The sequence below is a fragment of the Geodermatophilus sp. SYSU D01036 genome, from assembly GCF_054050435.1.
On record NZ_JBJGZJ010000012.1, the window covers coordinates 76788 to 97658 of the forward strand.

The window sequence follows — 20871 nt, forward strand, 5'->3', positions numbered from 1 at the left end:
GCCGGAGCGGGGCACGGGACGATCGAGGCCGGTCCCTGGCGCCCGGCACCCGTCCGCCGGCGCGGACGGCCGGCGAGGAGGTGCGGGCATGGCCGATCCGCTGCCGGACCCGCCTGCCGGTCCGGGAGCGGGGTGGCCGTGGGAGGCGGGTCCCCGGCCGACCGTTCCCCTCGGTCGCCGGGTGCCCGACCCCGTGGCCCTCGGCGCCCTGGTGGACCGGCTGCCGGCCGCCGTCCTCGCGCTCGACCCGGCGGGCCGGCTGACCTGGCTGAACGCCGCCGGGGCGCGGCTGCTGGGCGGCACCGCCGCCGGGCTGACCGGCCGGCCGCTGGACGACGGCGTGCCCGGCAACACCGGCCACGTCCTCGCCCAGGCCTGCGCCGAGGCCGCCGCCACCGGCGAGCAGGTGACCGTCGCCGCCGGGGAGGGCTGGTACGAGGTGCGGGCCCTGCCCGGGCCCGAGGGGCTCGCGGTGACGGTCACCGACGTCACCGCCCGGCGCGCGGTGCAGGAGCGGGCCGACCGCGCCGCGGCCCGCGCCACCCTGCTGGTGCGCGTGAGCGCGGAGCTCTCCGGCGCGCTCGACGGCGTCTCGGCGCTGGGCCGGCTGGCGCGGCTGGTGGTGCCGGTGCTGACCGACGGCTGCGTGGTCACCGTCGTCGACAGGGAGGGCCGCGCCCGCGACGTCGGCTCCTGGCACGCCGACCCCGAGCGCCGCGAGCTGCTGGCCCGCTACACCCGGGTGCGGCTGGAGCGCATGCCGCCGTCCTCCCCCGTGGCGCAGGCCCTGCGCGCGGGCACGCCGCTGACCACCTCGATCGCCGACGTCCTGGGGGACATGACCGACGAGGACACGCGCGGGATGCTGCGCGGCCTGCGCGCGGAGTCGGTGGTGGTCCTCCCCCTGCCCGCCGAGTCGCGGACCGTCGGGGTGCTCACCCTCTACCTCGACGCCGGCCGCACGCTGGGCGAGGCCGACCTCGCCACCGCGCGGGCGGTCGCGGTGCAGGCCGGTCGCGCGGTGGACCGGGTCGGGCGGCAGAACCGGCAGATCCAGCTGGCCGAGGCGCTGCAGCGCAGCCTGCTCACCGACCCGCCGGCGTTCCCCGGCCTGGAGGTCGCGGTGCGGTACGTGCCGGCGGCCGAGGCGGCCCGGGTGGGCGGGGACTGGTACGACGCCTTCTCCTCCCCCACCGGCGACCCGGTCGTGGCGATCGGCGACGTCGTCGGCCACGACACCGCGGCCGCGGCGACGATGGGCCAGCTGCGCGGCCTGCTGCGGGGGATCGCGCACGCCCGCCGCGCCGGCCCCGCCGAGGTGCTGCACGGCCTGGACGCGGCCATGGCGGACATGCACCCGGAGACGCTGGCCACGGCCGCGGTCGCCCGGCTGGAGGACGGCGGGCGGCGGCTGCGGTGGGCCAACGCCGGGCACCCGCCCCCGGTGCTGCTCCTGCCCGGTGGCGAGGTCGTCGCGCTCGACCACGGCGACCCGGTCGGCGACCTGGCGCTGGGCGTGGACGCCACGGCCGAGCGGCGCGAGTCGGCGGTCGGCCTGGTCCCGGGGTCGACGGTGCTGCTGCACACCGACGGGCTGGTCGAGCGGCGCGGCACCACGCTCGACGCGGGCACCGCCCGGCTGCACCGGGTGCTGGCCGGGCTCGCCGGCCGGCCGCTGCCGCAGCTGTGCGACGGGCTGCTCGCCCGCCTGGTGCCGGACCCGCCCGAGGACGACGTCGCGCTGCTCGCGGTGCGCGCGGGGGCGGGCTGAGCCGAGATCCGGCTCACCCCGCCGAGGCAGGTGGGCCCCGGCAGGGTTGGGCCGCCGGCCGGCTGGGCACCCGAGTCGTCGTCCGAGAAACAGGACCACGACGGAGAAGAGGTCATGGGCCGACTCACCTGGCCGCTGCGCCCGCTGCCCGACGGGCGCGGCGAGCTGTGGCGCCGGGACCTCGGGGGCCTCGCCGAGCTGCCCGCCGCCCGGGCCGGCCTCCGCGACCACCTCAGCAGCGTCGGCTTCCCGCGCGACGCCGACGACCCGGCGGCCGACCGGATGATCCTGGCCTTCGACGAGCTGGCCTCCAACGCGCTGCGGCACGGCGTCTCGCCGGTCGTCGCGACCGTGGTGGCCGGCTCCGGCGGCTGGCTGCTCGACGTGAGCGACCGCGACCCGGACACCATGCCGGCGCCCGCGGTCGGCCGGGACCCCTCGCAGGGCGGGCTGGGCCTCTACCTGGTGGCGCGGCTGTCGGTGGCCCACGGCTGGTACGTCGACGACGGCTGCAAGCACGTGTGGGCCTGCCTGCCGACCACCTTCGAGGAGCGCGCGGCCACCGCGTCCTGACGACGTGGGTGCGCCCGGGGCGGCGGGAACGGACGAGGGACCCCCCTGCCCCCGCCGCTCGCACGCTCGCGGCGGGACCCTGCAGGGGGGCCACCCCGTCACCTCACCCGGGGACGACCAGCGAGAGCCGGCCCTTGCCGTAGCCGGGGACCTCGACGGCGAGGTCGAGCCGGTTGAAGGCGGCGAGCATGCCGGCGACGTCGCCCGGCAGGTCGTCGCCCGGCGCGTAGAGCTGGTACAGCTTCGAGTGCGGGGCACCGGGCACGTTGAACAGCGCCGAGAGCACGTTGACGACCTCGTGCAGGGCCTCGGTGAGCATCGCGGTGAGCTCGCCGTCCTCCTCGACGACGTCCTGGACGCCGCCGGGCGGCAGCAGGGCCAGCGCGCCGCCGGTCCAGGCCGACAGCGGCAGGTCCATGACGCACAGCGCGTTGACGGCCATCGTCGGGCTGACGTAGACGGCCACCGAGACGGGGTCCTTCTCGGTCGGCGTCACCGGGGCGCCCGGCGTCACCGCGACGGGCTTGCCGACGAGGCCGGTCAGCATGTCCTTGACGGCCTTGGCGTCGGGCAGGACGACCGTGAGCGGGGCGGTCACGCGAGCACCCCGTCGAGGTGCTCGGTGAAGGTGTCCGCGGTGAACGGCTTGGCGATGAGGAACAGCGCGCCGGCGTCGGCGGCCTTCTCCCGCATCTCCGCCGACCCCTCCGAGGTGACGAAGCCGAACGGCACGGTCGAGCCCGAGCCGCGCAGCGCCTGCAGGCACTCCAGGCCGGTCATGTTCGGCATGTTCCAGTCCGACAGGACCAGGTCCGGGCTCTCGCTCCGCACCTTGTCGTAGGCGTCGCGGCCGTCCTCGGCCTCGACGATGTCGTGGTCGTCGTAGCCGGCCTGCCGCAGGGTGCGGATGACGATCTGCCGCATGACGCGGCTGTCGTCGGCGACCAGGATCTTCACAGGGGCACCTCGTTCTCTTCCTCGGCGTGCGACTGCACGGAGACGGTCAGGGGCTCGCCGCGCCACAGGACGGCGACGCGGCAGGTGTCGGCCTCGCGGCCGGCAGGCGGGGTGGCGCCGGTCTCGGGCAGGCCGAGCACCGACGGGCCGGGGAGGACGGCCTTGACGTTCCCGCCGACGACGTTGGCGAGCTCGCCCAGCGCGTCGTCGACGTCCTCGTCCTCGAGCACCGCGGGGGCGTGCCCGCGGAGCAGGGCCCGGGTCAGCTCCACCGCCGTCCCGCGGCCGCAGGTGAGCACGACGGCGCCGGTCCACGGCCCGACGATCTCGACCCAGGCGCTGTGCGTGTCCGCGGGCAGCGGCGCCGGCAGCGGGACGAGCACCTCGTCCTCGCCGACGAGCGCGAGCCACGCCTGCTCGGCGATCTCCTGGACCGTCGCCTCGTCGATCAGGTCGGGGAGCGCCGGCGGGCGGTCGGACGCGCGGCGGCGCAGCCCGGTGTCCGGACGGGTCACAGCGAGACCTCCTGCGGGAGCAGGCCGAGCAGCGCGAGCTTGTCGCGGATGGCGTCGGCGGTGAACGGCTTGATCACGTACTCGTGGGCGCCGGCGGCCAGCGCGCGCACGATCTGGCCGTGCTCGCTCTCGGAGGTGACCATCATCAGCGTCACCGCGCGCCAGGCCGGGTTGGTGCGGACGGCGTTGACGAACTGCAGGCCGTCCATCACCGGCATGTTCCAGTCGATGGTGCAGAGGTCGGGCGCCCAGCCCTCGTGGAGGACGTCGAGCGCCTCCTGGCCGTGGGCGGCCTGCCGGGTCTCGTAGCCGAACCCCTCGAGGGTCCCGGTCACGATGCGCCGCATGGCGCGGGAGTCGTCGATCACCAGAGCGCGCACGGTCATGCCCCCTTCAGCGGGCGGTAGGCGGAGCTGCGGCCGAGCACGACCCGGCTCCAGGAGTCGTCGACGCCGAGGGTGGTCTCGGCGGCACCGAGGAACAGCCAGCCGTCGGGGCGCATGAGCTCCCGCACCCGGCGGAGGATCGCCTGCTTGGTGGGCAGGTCGAAGTAGATGAGCACGTTGCGCAGGTAGACGACGTCGAACGGGCCCATCCGCGGCAGCGGGGCGGCCAGGTTGCACTCGCGGGCGGTGACCATGCGGCGCAGGGCCGGGGCGACCTCCCACTCGCTGCCGGCCCGCTGGAAGTGGCGGACCAGCATCGGCGCGGGCAGGCCGCGGTTGACCTCGAGCTGGCTGAACCGGCCGGCCCGGGTGCGCTCGACCATCTCGCGGGAGATGTCGGTGGCGGTGATCGAGACCCGGGTCGAGGCGGTGGGCAACGCGTCCTCGAGCAGCATCGCGACCGTGTAGGGCTCCTGGCCGCTGGAGCAGGCGGCCGACCAGATCTGCAGCCGCTCGGCGGGGCCGCGGGCGGACAGCAGCGAGGGCAGCACGGTCGAGGTGAGAGCGGTGAACGGGTCGCCGTCGCGGAACCACGAGGTCTCGTTGGTGGTGAGCGCCTCGACGATCGAGCGGGTGTCGTCCGGGCGCGGGCGGCTGCGGACGGAGTCGACGAACGCGTCGACGTCGGTCAGGCCCATCTTGCGGGCCAGGGGGAGCAGCCGGGCCTCGACGAGGTACTCCTTGCCCGGCGCGAGGACGATCGCGCTCTCCCGGTGCACCAGTTGGCGCACCCAGTCGAAACGGGTGGCGGTGAGGGTCATCGGAGTGCTCCCGTCGCGTGGATCAGGGGGGCGGGCTGCGGCGGGGTGCCGGGGACGGCGCGGCCGAGGTGGCGGGTGATCGCCTCGGCGACGCGGTCGAGCGGGAGGACCTCGTCGGCGAGGCCGGCGGAGGCGACGGCGCCGGGCATCCCCCACACGACCGAGGTGGCCTGGTCCTGGACGACGACGGTGCCGCCGGCGTCGCGGACGGCGCTCGCGCCGCTGCGGCCGTCGGCGCCCATGCCGGTCAGCACCACGGCGAGGACGGCGCCGTCGTAGGCGGTCACCGCCGTCCGGAACAGCGGGTCGACGGCGGGGCGGCAGAAGTTCTCCGGCGGGCCCTGGGACAGCACCGTCGTCGCGCCGCGGCCGCTGCCGCGCACGGTGAGGTGGTGGTCGCCGGGGGCGAGGTGGACGGTGCCGGGCAGCAGCGGCGAGCCGTCGGCGGCCTCGACGACGCGCAGCGCGGAGAGGCGGTCCAGCCGCTGGGCGAACTGGCGGGTGAAGACCGGCGGCATGTGCTGCACGAGCAGGACCGGCACCGGGAGCGTGGCCGGCAGCGCGGGCAGGACCTTGGCCAGCGCCTCGGGGCCGCCGGTGGAGGAGCCGATGACCAGCACCGCGGGCGCCTTGTGCGGCGTGCTGCGCGGCGCGGGCGGGCGGGGGGCGGCCGGGGCCGCCGCCACGGGGCGGGCCGCGCCGAGGCCGACCGGGCGCCCGGTGAGGGCCTTGATCTTCGGGATGAGCTGCTCGCGGACGCTCTCCATCGACTGCGCGACGCTGCCGACGTTGGCCGGCTTGGTCACGTAGTCGTTGGCGCCGGCGGACAGGGCGTCCAGGGTGGCCGAGGCGCCGCGCTCGGTGAGCGTGCTGAACATGACGATCGGCACGCGGTTGCGGCGGGCGCGGATGGCGCGGACCGCCTCGATGCCGTCCATCTCCGGCATCTCGATGTCCATCGTGACCAGGTCGGGCTGGAGCGCGTCGAGCTTGGTCAGCGCGAGCTTGCCGTTGACCGCCGTGCCGACGACCTCGATGGCGGGGTCGGAGGACAGCACGTCGGTCACGATCTTGCGGACGACGACCGAGTCGTCGACCACCAGCACGCGGATCGGGTCCACACGTCCTCCTGCTCCGGCGGCGACGGCCGGCGGGGGCCGTCGTCGGGGTCTCGGCAGCGCGGCGGGGGGCCTCAAGGTCAGCTCCGGTGCTGTTCCGGAACGTCCTCGGGCGTCCCACCCGCATCGCCTGTCCCAGGAGTTGTCGGCGGCCCCACCCGCCGGGTTGACGCGGGCCGCGCAACCGTTACGGGGGGAGGCGGTGACCAGGGGGCCCGCGGGGACATGTCGACCGGCCCGCACGGGTGGCTGCTGGGCGCCCGCCGCGCTGACCTGGGCGGATCAGGAGTGCTGCGAGTCGATCATCGGACGCGTGCACGCCCGGACGGCGTGTCGCCTCGTGTCCCGTGCACGCAGCCGATGATCAACCGGGGATCGACACCCCGCGGGTCAGCGGCCGGTGGCGCGGTGCCGGGGCTCGAGCAGCACGCCCAGGGCGCTGGAGTCGAGCAGGTCACCCATCGTCAGCGCCTGGACGACGCCGGCGAGGGCGTTCCACGAGCCGGTGGCGCCGTCGTGGGCGTCGAGGCCGCCGTCGGCGAACGCGCGGACGGCGAGCAGCTGGGCGGTCGCGAGCGTCCGGGTGCGGCCGGAGACGTGCGCGGCCCACGCGGCCTCGTGCATGGCGGCCGCCCACGGGCGCTGGGTGGCCCGGCCCTCGTCGACGGCGGCCCGCCAGCGCTCGCGGCCGCGGGCGTCCAGGCCGGCGAACGTGGCCAGCAGCGAGCTCAGCTCGGGCGTGGCCGGGCCGAGGTCGGCGTCCGCGCCGCGGGTGGCGGCGTCCGGGACGACGGCGGCGAAGGGGGTCACCAGCTCGCGGCGGACCAGCCGGGGCAGCACGTCGGCGGCCCACTCCCCCACCGCGGCGTCGGCGAGGACCTCGGCGGCCTGCCCGCGGACGTCGTCGTCGGCCTGGGCGAACGCACCGTGCTCGGGGCCGAGGACGTCCTCGCGCAGCAGCCGCTCCAGGGCGGCGGCGTTGCCGATGGTGCCGCGCTCGAGCTGGGCGACCAGGACGGCGGCGCGGTCCTCCCCCGGCTCCGGCGACACGGAACGCAGCTGGGGCACCGCGGCGGCGAGCTCGCGGGCGCGACGGGCGCGGACGGCCAGGACGGTGCGGTGGTCGCGGTCGGCGCCGCGGGAGCGGGCCCCGTCGGCGAGCGCGGTGAGCTCGGCGGGGCCGGCGGTGAGCCCGGTGAGCAGCACGTCGGCGACCGCGCGGCCGGCGGGCAGCCGCACCAGGTCGAACCCGAGCGTCGCGGCACTGACCAGCGAGTACGGCACGTCTCCCCCTCCGACGGCACCGCCGTGGAGCAGGCGGTCAGCCCATGCTCGCGGTGATCACCCCGCAACGCCACGCGGCCGTCACCCGATCGCCGGAGGGGCGGAGGGTGACGGCCGCGTGTCGCGCTCCGTCGGGTGACACGGAGGTGACGCAAGGTCACCAGAGGTTGCCCCCCTGCAGGGTCCCGCCGCGAGCGTGCGAGCGGTGGGGGGCAGGGGGGTCCTTCTTCACGCGCCGACGGCCTTCTGCACGTCGAGGGCGAGCAGCAGCTGCCCGTCGAGCTTGTAGGCGCCGCGGATGAGCTCGCGGGCCTGCCCGTCGAGGGTGTCCGGCGGGGCCTCGAAGTCGGCCGCGTCGACGTCGACGACGTCGGCGATCGAGTCGACCAGCAGGCTCACCGCCTCGCCGTGCAGCCGCACGACGATGACCACGGCGTCGGTGCCGGCCGGCCGCGGCGGGCGGCCCAGCCGCTCGCGCAGCTCGATGGCGGTGACCACCTGGCCGCGCAGGTTGATCAGCCCGGCGACGGCCGGCGGCGCCAGCGGCACCCGGGTGAGCTTCTGGCTGCGCAGCACCTCCTGCACGTGCTCGACCTCGACGCCGTACAGGTCGCCGTCGAGCCGGAAGGTGGCCAGCTGCCCGCTGGTGGCGCGGGTGGCGGTCTCGGTGGTCACGTCAGACCTCCAGCAGAGCGGACGCGGGGGAGTGGGTGTCGGTGGCGTAGAACGCCGGGTCGGCCGCGAGGATCGCGGCGCGGACGTCCAGGAGCTCGGTCACCTTGTCGCCGAGGACGGCGGAGCCGAGCAGGCCCAGGTCGTCGATGTCGCTGCGGACGGCGGCCCCGCCGTCGACGATGTCGAGGATCTCCTCGACGACGATCGCGACGCTGCGGCCGTGGTCGCTGTAGACGATGACCTCGAGCACCTCGCGCTGGCTCGTGCCGTAGGCGCCCAGGTGCCGGTCGAGCCGGACGATCGGCAGGATCGCGCCGCGGTACTGCACGACCTCCCGGTTGCCGACCCGCTCGACGGCCTCGGCGCGCACCTGCTCGAGGCGGGTGACGGTGTCCAGCGGGATCGCCACGCGGCGGCCCTCGCCGATCGCGGCCAGCAGCATCCGCTGGCGCTCGGTCTCGGCGCCGGTGGTGCCGGCGGCGGCCGCCTCGCGGGACTCCTGCCGCTCGCTGCTCTCGGTGCGCAGCGCGCGGCGGGCCAGGGCCTGGACGTCCAGGATGAGCGCCACCGCGCCGTCGCCGAGGACGGTCGCGCCGGAGTACAGGCCGATCGCCTTGAGCTGGCCGCCGACGGCCTTGACGACGATCTCCTCGGTGTTGATCACCCGGTCGACGACGAGGCCGAAGCGCCGGCCCTCCGACCGCAGCACGGCGATGACCACGTGGCCGTCGTGCCGGTCGGAGGCGAGGCCCAGGACGTCGGTGAGCCGGACGAGGGGCAGCAGCTCGCCGCGCAGCCGGTAGACCGGCGCGCCGCCGACCTCCTCGACGGCGTTGGCGGCCTTCTCGGCGTCGAGGCTGACCAGCTCCTGCAGGCTGATCTGCGGGATGGCGTAGCGGTCGCCGGCGCACTCGACGGTGAGGGCGGGGACGATCGCCAGGGTCAGCGGGATGCGCAGCCGGCAGACGGTGCCGCGGCCGGGCTCGGACTCGACCTCGATCGTGCCGCCGATGGACTCGATGTTGGTCTTGACGACGTCCATGCCGACGCCGCGGCCGGAGACGTTGGTGACCGCGGCCGCCGTCGAGAAGCCGGGCAGGAAGATCATCTGCAGGACGTCCTGCGGGCCCATGCGGGAGAGCTGGTCGGCGGTGACCAGGCCGCGCTCGACGGCCTTGGCGCCGACCTTGGCCGGGTCGATGCCGGCGCCGTCGTCGGCGACCTCGACGACGACCTGCCCGCTCTCGTGCTTCGCGCGCAGGGTGAGCACGCCCTCGGCGGGCTTGCCGGCGGTGCGGCGGCGGTCGGGGGCCTCGATGCCGTGGTCGACGGAGTTGCGGACCAGGTGGGTCAGCGGGTCCTTGACCGCCTCGAGCAGCGTCTTGTCCAGCTCGGTGTCCCGGCCCTCCATCTCCAGGCGGACGCTCTTGCCGCACTGGATGCCGAGGTCGCGGACGACGCGCGGCAGCTTGGACCAGATGTGGTCGATCGGCTGCATGCGCGTCTTCATGACGCCCTCCTGCAGCTCGCTGGCGATGAGGTTGAGCCGCTGCGAGGCGCGCACCAGGTCGGTGTCGGTGGAGCGGCCCACGTACTGGACGATCTGGTTGCGGGTCAGCACCAGCTCGCCGACCAGCAGCATCAGCGAGTCGAGCAGGTCGACGTCGACACGGATGGTCGAGTCGGCGACGGCGCGGCGCTGCTGCGCGCCCTGGCCCTCGGGGCGGGCGGCGCCGGCGGGCAGGCCGCCGTCGGCGTGGTCGTCGTGCACCTCGTCGTGGTGCTCGTCGTGCACCTCGTCGTGGACGGGGGCGGGCTCGGGCTGCGGCTCGGGTTCGGACACCGTCTCGGCGGCGGCCTCGACCACGGCCTCGGCGGCCGCGACGACCTCGGCGGCGACCGCGGGGGCGACCGCGGCGGGGGTGGCCTCGGTTCCGACGGCGGCGGGCGCGGGCGCGGCGGCGGGGGCCGGGGCGGGGGAGTCCTCCATGGCCGCGCTGATCTCGGCGACGACGGCGGAGACGTCCACGCCGCCCTCGCCACCGGTGGCCTCGATGGACGCGAGCAGCGAGCGGACGGTGTCGACCATCCGCAGCAGCACGCTCGTGCGCTCGGGGGTCAGCGCGAGGACGCCGTCCCGCAGCCGGGAGAGCATGTTCTCCCCGACGTGGGTGACCTCCTCGAGCCGGCCGAAGGCGAGGAATCCGCTGGTCCCCTTGATCGTGTGGATGGTGCGGAAGATGCTCGAGAGCCGCTCGCGGGAGTCGGGCTCCTGCTCGAGGGCGACCAGGTCCGTGTCGAGCTGGTCGAGGTTCTCATGGCTCTCGACGAGGAACTCCTCGACGATGTCGTCCAGACCGTCCACCGTTGCCTTCTCTCTCGCGTGCGGGGGACGGATCCGTCCCCGAATGGTCTTCGGCGGCCCGCCGTCCGACTCAAGGTGAGCGCCGGGCGGCCGCGGGGGTGCTCGGGTGCCTCCCGTGGCCGGCCGGGAGCGGCCGGCCACGGGAGGGCCGGTCAGTAGGTGAAGCGGGCGACGCCGGTGCGCAGGTCGGCGGCCATGCGGGACAGCTCGTCGACGGCGGTGCGCGTCTGGGTGAGCGCCTGCGTGGTGGAGTCCGCCGCCGTCGACACGCCGGTGATGTTGTCCGCGATCTGGCCCGAGCCCTGCGCGGCCTCCGACACCGACCGGCTCATCTCGTTGGTCGTGGCGGTCTGCTCCTCCACCGCGCTAGCGATGGTGGTCTGCCGGTCGCTGATCTGCGCGACGATCTGGCTGATCTCACCGATCGCGGCCACCGCGGCGGTGGTGTCGCCCTGGATCGCCTGCACGCGGCGGGCGATGTCCTCGGTCGCCTTGGCGGTCTCCTGGGCGAGCTCCTTGACCTCGTTCGCCACGACCGCGAAGCCCTTGCCGGCCTCCCCGGCCCGGGCCGCCTCGATGGTGGCGTTGAGCGCCAGCAGGTTGGTCTGCTCGGCGATGCTCGTGATGACCTTGACGACGTTGCCGATCTCGGCCGACGAGTCGCCCAGCTTGGCCACGGTCGCCGTCGTCGTCTCGGCCGCGGTCACCGCGCGGGCGGCCACCGCCGACGCCTCGGCGGCGTTCGTGGCGATCTCGCGGATCGAGGCGCCCATCTGCTCGGCACCTGCGGCGACGGTCTGCACGTTCCGGCTGACCTCCTCCGCCGCGCCGGCCACCACGCCGGACTGCGCCGAGGTCTCCTCGGCCGAGGCGGAGATCTGCGCCGAGGACGCGGACAGCTCCTCGCTGGAGGCGGCGACGGCGTCGGCCGAGGCGGCCACGGCGGACAGCACCGCGCGCAGGTTCTCCTGGGCCTCGCCCAGGGCGGCGGCCATGCGGCCGAGCTCGTCGCGCCCGCGGACCTCGGGGGTGACGGTGAGGTCGCCGGCCGCCAGGGCCTCGACCGAGCGCTGCACCGAGCGGACGGTGCCCACGAGCCGCCGGACGACGAGGACGGTCAGCCCGCCGGCGACCAGCGTGCCCAGCACCAGGGAGACCCACAGGGTGGTGGTGGCCGAGGAGACGATGTCCACGGCGTCGTCGGTGTCGGCCTGGCCGGCGTCGACCCGCCGCTCCTGCATGGCGTTGTACTGGTCCATGAGGACGTCGGAGCGGTCCTGCAGCGGGCCGGTGATGACGGCGGCCGCGACGGCCAGGTTCCCGGCGTCGGCCGCGGGCAGCAGCTGGGTGTCGGCGATCCTGTAGTAGTCCTCGACGGTGCCGCGGAACTCCTCGAAGGCCTCCTTGTTGACCGTCACCTCGGCATAGGCGTCGAGCTGGCCGTCGATGGTGTCCCGGCGCTCGCTCAGGTCGGCCCGCAGGGCGGCGCGCTGCTGGGCGTCCGCGATCGGGTACGTGTTGTACCGCGACCGGTCGCCCTGCCAGGAGCGCTGGATGTCGGCCAGGTCGGACAGCCGGACGACGTTGTCGTTGATCCGGGCGGCCGCGTCCTGGACCGCCGACAGCCGGTTGACGGCGAGGACGGTCATCGCGACGGCGACCAGCGCGAGGACGGCGACGGCGGCGCCGATCTTGACACCGACCGGGCGGTCGGCGAACCAGCCGCCGGTGCGGCCGGCGCGTTGCGTGCTCATGGGGAGTGCTCCTGGGTTCTGGGTGTGGCCGGGGGGTGGGGAAGCGGGCGCTCTCGGGACAGGAGAGTGACGGATCCGAAAAGGAACTGACGTCGTCCGGAAATGGCGTGTCGGTAACGATCCGAACACGGCCGTAATGGGGTGCGAGAAGCGACGCCGGGACCATTCCCGGCACCAAGTCGACAAGCGGCACAGCCGCGACGACCAGCGCGGACGACCAAGTCGACAAGACATCCGCGCAGGTGACGGTGCATGCGAGCGGCAGAAATGGCCATTTCTGCCGCTCCGGGCAGGGGCAGCCGCCGACGCCGTCGACATTGTCGCGGGAATGGCACCGGACTGGACCGTGGTCACCGGCCGCCGGGACGGATGACCATTCCCGGCGACCGGTGACCACGGGTCAGTGCGTGAAACGGCCGACGCTCGTCCTGAGCTCGGCGGCCATGCGGGACAGCTCGTCGACGGCGGTCCGCGTCTGGGTGAGCGCCTGCGTGGTGGAGTCCGCCGCCGTCGACACGCCGGTGATGTTGTCCGCGATCTGGCCCGAGCCCTGCGCGGCCTCCGACACCGAGCGCGACATCTCGCTCGTGGTCGCCGTCTGCTCCTCCACCGCGCTGGCGATGGTGGTCTGCCGGTCGCTGATCTGCGCCACGATCTGGCTGATCTCACCGATCGCGGCCACCGCGGCGGTGGTGTCGCCCTGGATCGCCTGCACCCGGCGGGCGATGTCCTCGGTCGCCTTGGCCGTCTCCTGGGCGAGCTCCTTGACCTCGTTGGCGACCACCGCGAAGCCCTTGCCGGCCTCGCCGGCCCGGGCGGCCTCGATGGTGGCGTTGAGCGCCAGCAGGTTCGTCTGCTCCGCGATCGAGGTGATGACCTTGACCACGTTGCCGATCTCCGCGGAGGACTCGCCCAGCTTGGCGACGGTGGCGGTGGTGGTCTCCGCGGCGGTCACGGCACGCGCGGCGACGGCGCTGGCCTGGGCGGCGTTCGTGGCGATCTCCCGGATGGACGCCCCCATCTGCTCCGCGCCCGCGGCCACGGTCTGCACCGACCGCGACACCTCCTCCGCCGCGCCGGCCACCACACCGGACTGCGCCGACGTCTCCTCGGCCGAGGCGGAGATCTGCGCCGAGGACGCGGACAGCTCCTCGCTGGAGGCGGCGACGGCGTCGGCCGAGGCGGCCACGGCGGACAGCACCGCGCGCAGCTCGTCCTGGGCGGCGTCGAGGGCGCGGGCCACGTCACCGACCTCGTCGCCCCGCTCGATGCCGGTGCGCGCCGTGAGGTCACCCGCGGCCAGGCAGGCCGCCACCACCTGCACCCGGCGCAGCGGGCGGACGACGGACCGCCCGACCAGCACCGCGCACAGCCCGGCGAGCACGAGCGCAGCCAGCCCCACGACGCTCAGCAGCACCGTCGCGCGGGTCTGCGCGGAGTCCTGCTCGGCACGCAGTTGCGCGGCCCGCTCCGTCGCCGAGGCTTGCATCCGGTCGGCCAGGTCGAGCACGGCGCCGTAGCCCTCGCCGGCCTCACCGCCGTTGATGCTCTCCAGCGCGGTGCGGTAGCCCTCGGGAGTGCCGGTCGACAGCCAGGTGACGACCTGGTCGTCCCACCGGAAGTAGTCGTCCCACGCCGGCCGCAGCCCGGCGAAGGCGGCGGCCTCCTCCTCGTTCATGGCGGAGGTGTCGACGTCGCCCAACCAGGCGTAGACGCCGTCCTTCGCCTCCAGCAGGCCGGAGCGGTTGTAGGCGTCGGGCGCCAGGGCGACCCCGGGGCCGAAGGTGACCGCGTCGGCGACCACCAGGCCCTGCCACCCGGTGACGTCGGCGATCTGGAAGCGGGCGGTCTCGGCCTCGGCCAGGACGGCGTCGGCGCGGCTGAGCTCCCCGGCGAGGTCGCGCTGCTCGGCGACGGCCGACAGGCCGGCGCCGGCGCTGACGGCGACCAGGACGCCGACCACGCCGAAGGCGAGGGCGAGCCGGCGGCCGATCCGCAGGGAGGAGAGCCAGGACAGGTGCACGGTGGTGCCTTTCCGGAGGTTCTGTGGGGTCTCAGTGGGTGAAGCGGCTGACGCTGGTGCGCAGGCCGGCGGCCATGCGGGACAGCTCGTCGACGGCGACCCGGGTCTGCGCCAGCGCCTGGGTGGTGGAGTCGGCCGCGGCCGAGACGCCGGAGATGTTGTCGGCGATCTGGCCGGAGCCCTGGGCGGCCTCGGCGACCGACCGGGACATCTCGCTCGTGGTGGCGGTCTGCTCCTCGACGGCGGAGGCGATGGTCGTCTGCCGGTCGGAGATCTGGGCGACGATCTGGCTGATCTCACCGATCGCCCCGACGGCGGCACCGGTGTCCTTCTGGATCGCCTCGACGCGGCGGGCGATGTCCTCGGTCGCCTTGGCCGTCTCCTGCGCGAGCTCCTTGACCTCGTTCGCCACGACCGCGAAGCCCTTGCCGGCCTCCCCGGCCCGGGCCGCCTCGATGGTGGCGTTGAGCGCCAGCAGGTTGGTCTGCTCCGCGATGCTCGTGATGACCTTGACGACGTTGCCGATCTCGGCCGAGGACTCGCCCAGCTTGGCCACGGTCGCCGTCGTCGTCTCCGCCGCCGTGACCGCCCGGGCGGCCACCGCCGACGCCTCCGCGGCGTTGGTCGCGATCTCCCGGATGGAGGCGCCCATCTGCTCCGCGCCGGCCGCGACCGTCTGCACCGACCGCGACACCTCGTCCGCGGCCGCCGCGACCACGCCGGACTGTGCGGAGGTCTCCTCCGCCGAGGCGGAGATCTGCGCGGAGGACGCCGACAGCTCCTCGCTGGAGGCCGCCACCGCGTCCGCGGAGGCGGCCACGGCGTCGAGCACCTCGCGCAGGTTGCCCTGGGCGCGGTCGAGGGCGTCGGCCATCCGGCCGACCTCGTCGCGCGACCGGATGCCGGTGCTGCGGGTCAGGTCGCCCTGCGCCAGCGCCTCGAGGGAGGCCTGGACGGTGCGCACCGGCCGGATCACCGAGCGGGCGGTCAGCCAGCTGAGCAGGACCAGCAGCAGGAAGCCCAGCCCGGCGACGACGAGGGCGATCGTCTCGTAGCGGGAGACGGTGTCCTGCAGCTCGCCCTGGGCCGCCTCCGCCTCCGTCTCCAGCGTGTCCTCGGCGGTGCCGACGGCGGCGTCGGTGAGGTCGTTGGCGGCCTGGATGTCCTCCCAGCGCACCCGCGCGCCGGCCTGGTCGGCCACGGCGCCGTTCACGAAGACGGTGATCGCGTCGGTGTAGTCGCCGTAGGTGTCCTGCAGCGCGGCGACCGCGGCGGCGCTGTCCCCGGTCAGCTCGATCCCGCCGAGCCCGGCGAGCAGCTCCCGCGGGGTGGCGACGTCGTCGGCGAGCTCGGCCAGCTGCTCGGCCGGGTCCTCGCGGACGATCGCCTTGAACCCGTCGACCTTGAGCTCGCTGGCCCGGGTGTCCAGCTGGAGCACCAGCTCCTGCGCCTCCTCCAGCGCCTCGACGCGTTCCTGGGCGTCGCGGACGGCGGCGTTGCCGAGCAGCGTCGCGCCGAGCAGCCCCCCGAGCGACAGCGTGCCGACGGCGACCAGCGCGCCGAACTTGACGGACAGCGGGCGGTCGGCGAACCAACCGGCACGCGGGCGGGATGTGGCGTCCACGAGAGCCTCCTGGGCTTCCTGTGCACGCTGCGACGGGTGTGACGGGCGTGCAGCAGGAATGGTGGCGGCGGCCGGTGCCCGCGCCCGGCTGCCGGAAACGCCCCGGGACGGATCGTTGCGGAAGAGGCGGTGACCACCCGCGGTGCCGTCGCCGAGTCGACGCACGTCGGGGGTGACCGGTCGGCTCGGCGGGCGTCCGCGCTGGTCGGAGCGGGGGAGGGGCGCCGTGTCGACCCGCCGCGGGCGGTGACCGCGCGACGGGGGAGCGGTCGTCCCGGACCGCCGCGCGACGCGCCGCGGCGGGGGTCAGGCGAGCAGGTCGCCGAGCAGCCGGAGGAGGGCGAGGGCGGCGGCCGGGTCGGCCACCCGCTGCGTCGCGGCCGTCTCGCCCTCGCCGACCTTGACGCCGAGGTCGTCCGGGCCGAGGGAGCGGAAGACGTCCTCGTCGGTGCGGTCGTCCCCGAGGTAGACGACGGCGGCGGCGCCGAGCTCGGTGCGCAGCCGGCGCACGGCGCTGCCCTTGTCGGCATCCACGAGGACGAGCTCGAGCACTGCCTTGCCCGGCTTCTTCGTCAGTGACGGATCCGCGATCGCATCCGCGGACTCCAGCAGCGCGGTGGCCGCGGCGGGATCGGGGACCTGCCGGACGTGGACGGCCACGCTGGCGGGCTTGACCTCCAGCCGCGCACCGGGGACGGCGGCCACCAGCGGGGCGAGCTGCCCGGCGAGGACGTCCCGGCGGCCGGCCAGCTCGCCGGTGAGCGGGCCGTCGAACTCGGCGCCGTGGCTGCCCACCCAGCGGTAGGGACCGGTGAGGCCGCTGACCGTCCGCAGGTCCTCGAGCCCGCGGCCGCTGACCAGCGCCACGGTCACGCCGTCGGCGGCGGCGATCCGGGCGAGGGCCTCGGCGGTGCCGGGGGAGGGGACCGCCGCGCTCGGGTCGCCGACCAGCGGGGCCAGCACGCCGTCGTAGTCGGAGGCGACCAGCAGCGGACGGCGGGCGGCCACCGCCGCCAGCGCGGCCGCCGTCCCCTCCGGGACGCTCACGCCTGGGCGCGCAGGGCGTCGAAGAAGGACGACGCCCAGTGGTCGAGGTCGTGCTTGGCCAGGTACCGGCGCATGGCGCGCATCCGGCGGGCGCCCTCGTCCGGCTCGATCCGCAGCGCGCGCAGCAGCTGGTTCTTCACGCCGGCGATGTCGTGCGGGTTGACCAGGAACGCCTGCTTGAGCTCGGCCGCGGCGCCGGCGAACTCGGACAGGACGAGCGTGCCGCCGAGGTCGCCGCGGGCGGCGACGTACTCCTTGGCCACGAGGTTCATGCCGTCGCGGTAGGGCGTCACCAGCATGACGTCGGCCGCGCGGTAGAGGGCGGCGAGCTCCTCGCGGGGCATCGACTGGTTGAAGTAGTGCACCGCCGGGCCGCCGATGGAGCCGAAGACCCCGTTGATGTGGCCGACCTGCTGCTCGATCGTCTCCCGCATGTGCACGTAGTGCTCGACCCGCTCGCGGCTGGGCGTGGCCACCTGGACCATGACCGTCCCGGGCGCCTCGACCGCGCCGTCCTCGAGCAGCTCCTGGAAGGCGTTGAGCCGGACGCTGATGCCCTTGGTGTAGTCCAGCCGGTCGACGCCCAGGATGATCTTGTCGGGCTTCCCCAGCTCCGCGCGGATCTCCGCGGCCCGGCTGACCACCTCCGGCGAGGAGGCCAGCTCGTCGAAGGCGGCGACGTCGATGGAGATGGGGAACGCGCGCGCGGTCACCGTGCGCCCGTCGTACTCGACCGTCGCCCCGCGGGTGGGCAGCTCGTGCAGCCGGCGGGCCAGCTGGACGAAGTTCGCCGCCGCGCTCGGCCGCTGGAAGCCGACCAGGTCCGCGCCCAGCAGCCCCTCGACGATCGCCGACCGCCACGGCAGCTGGGTGAACAGCTCGTAGGGCGGGAACGGGATGTGCAGGAAGAAGCCGATCGTGAGGTCGGGCCGGCGCTGCCGGAGCATCGCGGGCACCAGCTGCAGCTGGTAGTCGTGCACCCAGACGATCGCGCCCTCGGCGGCCACCTCCGCGGTCCGCTCGGCGAAGCGCTTGTTGACCTGCACGTAGGTGTCCCACCAGGTGCGGTGGTACTCCGGCTTCTCGACCACGTCGTGGTACAGCGGCCACAGCGAGGCGTTGGACATGCCCTCGTAGTAGCGGTCGACCTCCTCCTCCGAGAGCTCGACGGGGATCAGCGACATCCCGCCGGACTCGAAGGGCTCGGGCGCCTCGCCGGCCGAGCCGGACCAGCCCACCCACGCGCCGCCGCGGCCGGCGACGAAGGGCTCGAGCGCGGTCACCAGGCCGCCGGGGCTGCGCTGCCACCGCGTCGTCCCGTCGGGGTCGGTCACCTGGTCGACCGGCAGCCGGTTGGCCACCACGACGACGGGACTGTCCGCCCCCACGTCTCCCGCGCCTGTCCTGGCCATACGCCGTCGACCCTACTGAGGCGCCGCGGCCACGTCACCCGGGGGCCGGGTCAGCGGGCCAGTACGTACCCGGCGGCCGCGGCCCCGAGGCCGAGCACCAGCGTGGCCGCGAGGTATCCGGCCGCCCGGCCGACGGCACGCTCCTCGACCAGCCGGACGACGTCGGCACTGAAGTTGGAGAAGGTGGTCAGCGTCCCGCAGAACCCGGTGCCGACCAGCGCGACCACCGCCGCGGGCGCGTCGCCGAGACCCAGCAGCACGCCGAGCACGGCCGAGCCGGCGACGTTGACCGCCAGGGTGCCGGCCGAGGGGTCCCGTCCCGCACGGCCCGCGAGGCGCACGGCGAGCAGCCGCAGCGGCGCACCGACCAGCGCGCCGGCCGCGACCAGCAGCGGCGTCACGGCCGCCTCCGCCGCACCCCGAGCAGCCCGGCGGCCGTGGCGAGCACCCCGCCGAGCACCGAGGCCGCCACGTAGGCCGCGGCGAGCAGGACCCGGCCGAGGTCGGTGAGCTCGACGACCTCGACGGCGAACGCGGAGTACGTCGTGTAGCCGCCGAGCACGCCCACGGCGAGGAACGGCCGCACCCACGCCGGCTCCGGGCCCGTGGTGAACAGGCCGAGGAGGACACCCATCAGCAGGCACCCGGTGAGGTTGACCAGCAGCGTCGCCCAGGGCCACCCCACGTCGGGAGAGGGGAGCGCCTCGGCGACGCCCCACCGCGCCAGCGCCCCCAGCGCCCCGCCGACCGCCGCCAGGGGATAGGCCGCCGTCGGGGACCTCACCGCCGGCGGGTCTCGGGGAACAGCAGGTCGACGAACCGGGCGGCGGTGGGCTGCGGCTCGTGGTTGGCCAGCCCCGGGCGCTCGTTGGCCTCGACGAACACCGCGTCGGGGCCCTCGATGTCGGGGACGAGGAAGTCGACACCGGTAACCGGGATGCCGATCGCCCGGCTGGCCCGCACCGCCGCCTGCCCGATCGCCGGGTGCAGCCGGTCGGTGACGTCCTCGATGGTGCCGCCGGTGTGCAGGTTCGCCGTCCGCCGCACGCGCAGCCGCTGCCCGTTGGCCAGGACGTCGTCCATCGCGTAGCCGGCCGCCCGGACGACGTCGGTGGTGACGTCGTCCAGCGGGATCCGCGACTCGCCACCGGTGGCCCGCTCCCGCCGTCGGCTGGTCTCGCGGACCAGCTGGGCCACGGTGCTGCGGCCGTCGCCGACGACCTCCGCGGGCTTGCGCACCGCCGCGGCGACCACCTCGTGGTCGATGACGACGACGCGCACGTCCTCGCCGTCGACGAGCTCCTCGGCCAGCACGTCCGGGCAGAACAGCCGCGCGGCGTCGACGGCCCGGCCGAGCTCCTCCTCGCTGGTCACGCCCACGGTGATGCCCTTGCCCTGCTCGCCGCGGGCGGGCTTGACCACCAGCTCCCCGGCCTCGGCCAGCAGCTCGCGGGCGGGGCCGAGGTCGCCGCCGGGCACGGTCACGCCGCGGGGCACGCGCACCCCGGCGGCCTCGACGATGCGGCGGGTGACCCGCTTGTCGTCGCAGCGGCTCATCGCGACGGCGGTGGTGAACTCCGACAGCGACTCGCGGGTCAGCACCCGGCGGCCGCCGAGGGACAGCTGCATCTCGCCGAACTCGGCGTCGGTCACCTGGACGCGGATCCCGCGCCGCAGCGCCTCGTCGGCGATGATCCGCGCGTAGGGGTTGAGCTGGGTCAGCCCCGGCGGGCGGGCGGCGAACAGCGGCGTGTTGATCGGGTTCTTGCGCTTGACGCAGACCGCGGGCGCGCGCACGAAGCCGAGCTTGCGGTAGAGCGCGATCGCGCCCTTGTTGTCGTGCAGGACCGAGAGGTCGACGTAGGAGCGGCCGCGGCCGACGTACCGCTCGGCCAGCACCCGCACCAGTGCCTCGCCGACGCCGGGCGGCGCGCTCTGCCCGTCGACGGCGAGGCACCACAGGCTGGTGCCGCTCTCCGGGTCGCCGAACGCCAACACGTGGTCGACGCCGGTGACCGTGCCGACGATGCGGGAGGTCCGGGTGTCCTCGGCGACGAGGTAGGTGAAGGCGCGGGTGCGGTGGTTGGCCCACATGGTCTCGGGGTCGCCGGTGACCATGCCGTTGCGGGCGTAGATCTCGTTGATCGCCACCATGTCCTCGAGCGAGGTCACCGTGCGGACGAAGACGCCGCGGATGAGCTCGGGCCGGGGCCGGTAGCGGTAGAGGTCCAGCCGGTAGGTGTAGCTGGGGTCGATGAACAGCTCGTCGGGCGCGAGGCCGACGAGGACGTGCGGGTCGCGGGCGTAGATGCAGATGTCGCGCTGGCCGCTCTCCTCGGCGCGCAGCGCGGCGAGGATGTCGCGCATCTCGGTGAACGTCTGGCCGAAGACCAGGCGCCCCCACGCCAGGTCCAGCACGACGTCGGCGTCCATGCCCTCGAGCTGGTGCTCGGAGGGCCTGGTCCAGTTGCGTCCGGTGAGGTCGGGGATGCCGGCCACCGCGCTGCGGCGGCGGTGCCCGGCGAGCCGGGGTGCCACGGTGCGCC

19 protein-coding genes are annotated in these 20871 nt (G+C 75.1%); 2 read left to right on the forward strand and 17 right to left on the reverse strand.

Annotated elements, in window-relative coordinates; translation table 11 throughout:
* Positions 1-181 precede the first annotated feature (181 nt).
* Positions 182-1771 carry a SpoIIE family protein phosphatase gene (locus tag ACI8AR_RS13795; protein WP_457051531.1) on the forward strand — a complete coding sequence of 530 codons (1590 nt, stop codon included), beginning with the start codon at positions 182-184 and terminating at the stop codon, positions 1769-1771.
* Between the two features lie 114 nt (positions 1772-1885).
* Positions 1886-2344, forward strand: a complete 459-nt coding sequence (locus ACI8AR_RS13800) for an ATP-binding protein (RefSeq protein ID WP_457051532.1) — start codon at positions 1886-1888, stop codon at positions 2342-2344.
* Between the two features lie 103 nt (positions 2345-2447).
* Here ACI8AR_RS13800 and ACI8AR_RS13805 read toward each other — a convergent pair whose 3' ends face one another.
* From ACI8AR_RS13805 to ngg, 17 genes are all read right to left on the reverse strand, one after another.
* Positions 2448-2942: a hypothetical protein gene (locus tag ACI8AR_RS13805; RefSeq protein ID WP_456927640.1), complete on the reverse strand. Its 495-nt coding sequence runs from the start codon at positions 2940-2942 to the stop codon at positions 2448-2450.
* Positions 2939-3301 (reverse strand): response regulator, encoded by a 363-nt coding sequence (locus ACI8AR_RS13810; RefSeq protein WP_456927641.1) that lies wholly within the window; start codon positions 3299-3301, stop codon positions 2939-2941. The genes ACI8AR_RS13805 and ACI8AR_RS13810 overlap by 4 nt, the downstream gene beginning before the upstream one ends.
* Complete coding sequence (locus tag ACI8AR_RS13815) at positions 3298-3816, reverse strand: chemotaxis protein CheX (protein WP_457051533.1); 519 nt, start codon at positions 3814-3816, stop codon at positions 3298-3300. Before ACI8AR_RS13815 ends, ACI8AR_RS13810 begins: the two co-directional genes overlap by 4 nt.
* A complete protein-coding gene (locus tag ACI8AR_RS13820) occupies positions 3813-4202 on the reverse strand; it encodes a response regulator (protein WP_457051534.1) in 390 nt (129 codons plus the stop codon). Before ACI8AR_RS13820 ends, ACI8AR_RS13815 begins: the two co-directional genes overlap by 4 nt.
* Complete coding sequence (locus tag ACI8AR_RS13825; protein ID WP_457051535.1) at positions 4199-5023, reverse strand: CheR family methyltransferase; 825 nt, start codon at positions 5021-5023, stop codon at positions 4199-4201. The genes ACI8AR_RS13820 and ACI8AR_RS13825 overlap by 4 nt, the downstream gene beginning before the upstream one ends.
* Positions 5020-6144, reverse strand: a complete 1125-nt coding sequence (locus ACI8AR_RS13830; protein WP_457051536.1) for a protein-glutamate methylesterase/protein-glutamine glutaminase — start codon at positions 6142-6144, stop codon at positions 5020-5022. The genes ACI8AR_RS13825 and ACI8AR_RS13830 overlap by 4 nt, the downstream gene beginning before the upstream one ends.
* Before the next feature lie 387 nt (positions 6145-6531).
* Entirely contained in the window at positions 6532-7425 is an 894-nt protein-coding gene (locus ACI8AR_RS13835; protein WP_457051537.1) for a hypothetical protein, read from the reverse strand.
* A 228-nt stretch (positions 7426-7653) separates the two neighbouring features.
* Complete coding sequence (locus tag ACI8AR_RS13840; protein ID WP_456927647.1) at positions 7654-8100, reverse strand: chemotaxis protein CheW; 447 nt, start codon at positions 8098-8100, stop codon at positions 7654-7656.
* A gap of 1 nt (position 8101) precedes the next feature.
* Complete coding sequence (locus tag ACI8AR_RS13845; protein ID WP_457051538.1) at positions 8102-10465, reverse strand: chemotaxis protein CheA; 2364 nt, start codon at positions 10463-10465, stop codon at positions 8102-8104.
* A 152-nt stretch (positions 10466-10617) separates the two neighbouring features.
* Positions 10618-12219, reverse strand: coding sequence for a methyl-accepting chemotaxis protein (locus ACI8AR_RS13850; RefSeq protein ID WP_457051539.1), 1602 nt, complete (start codon positions 12217-12219; stop codon positions 10618-10620).
* A gap of 400 nt (positions 12220-12619) precedes the next feature.
* Entirely contained in the window at positions 12620-14242 is a 1623-nt protein-coding gene (locus tag ACI8AR_RS13855; RefSeq protein WP_457051540.1) for a methyl-accepting chemotaxis protein, read from the reverse strand.
* A 31-nt stretch (positions 14243-14273) separates the two neighbouring features.
* Complete coding sequence (locus tag ACI8AR_RS13860; RefSeq protein ID WP_457051541.1) at positions 14274-15866, reverse strand: methyl-accepting chemotaxis protein; 1593 nt, start codon at positions 15864-15866, stop codon at positions 14274-14276.
* Positions 15867-16172: 306 nt separating this feature from the next.
* Positions 16173-16913 (reverse strand): trehalose-phosphatase, encoded by a 741-nt coding sequence (gene otsB, locus ACI8AR_RS13865; protein ID WP_457051542.1) that lies wholly within the window; start codon positions 16911-16913, stop codon positions 16173-16175.
* Entirely contained in the window at positions 16910-18301 is a 1392-nt protein-coding gene (locus ACI8AR_RS13870) for an alpha,alpha-trehalose-phosphate synthase (UDP-forming) (RefSeq protein ID WP_457051543.1), read from the reverse strand. The genes otsB and ACI8AR_RS13870 overlap by 4 nt, the downstream gene beginning before the upstream one ends.
* 74 nt (positions 18302-18375) lie before the next feature.
* Complete coding sequence (locus ACI8AR_RS13875) at positions 18376-18726, reverse strand: fluoride efflux transporter FluC (RefSeq protein WP_457051544.1); 351 nt, start codon at positions 18724-18726, stop codon at positions 18376-18378.
* Complete coding sequence (locus ACI8AR_RS13880; protein WP_457051545.1) at positions 18723-19109, reverse strand: fluoride efflux transporter FluC; 387 nt, start codon at positions 19107-19109, stop codon at positions 18723-18725. Before ACI8AR_RS13880 ends, ACI8AR_RS13875 begins: the two co-directional genes overlap by 4 nt.
* A complete protein-coding gene (ngg, locus tag ACI8AR_RS13885; protein WP_457051546.1) occupies positions 19106-20863 on the reverse strand; it encodes an N-acetylglutaminylglutamine synthetase in 1758 nt (585 codons plus the stop codon). The genes ACI8AR_RS13880 and ngg overlap by 4 nt, the downstream gene beginning before the upstream one ends.
* Between the last annotated feature and the right edge of the window lie 8 nt (positions 20864-20871).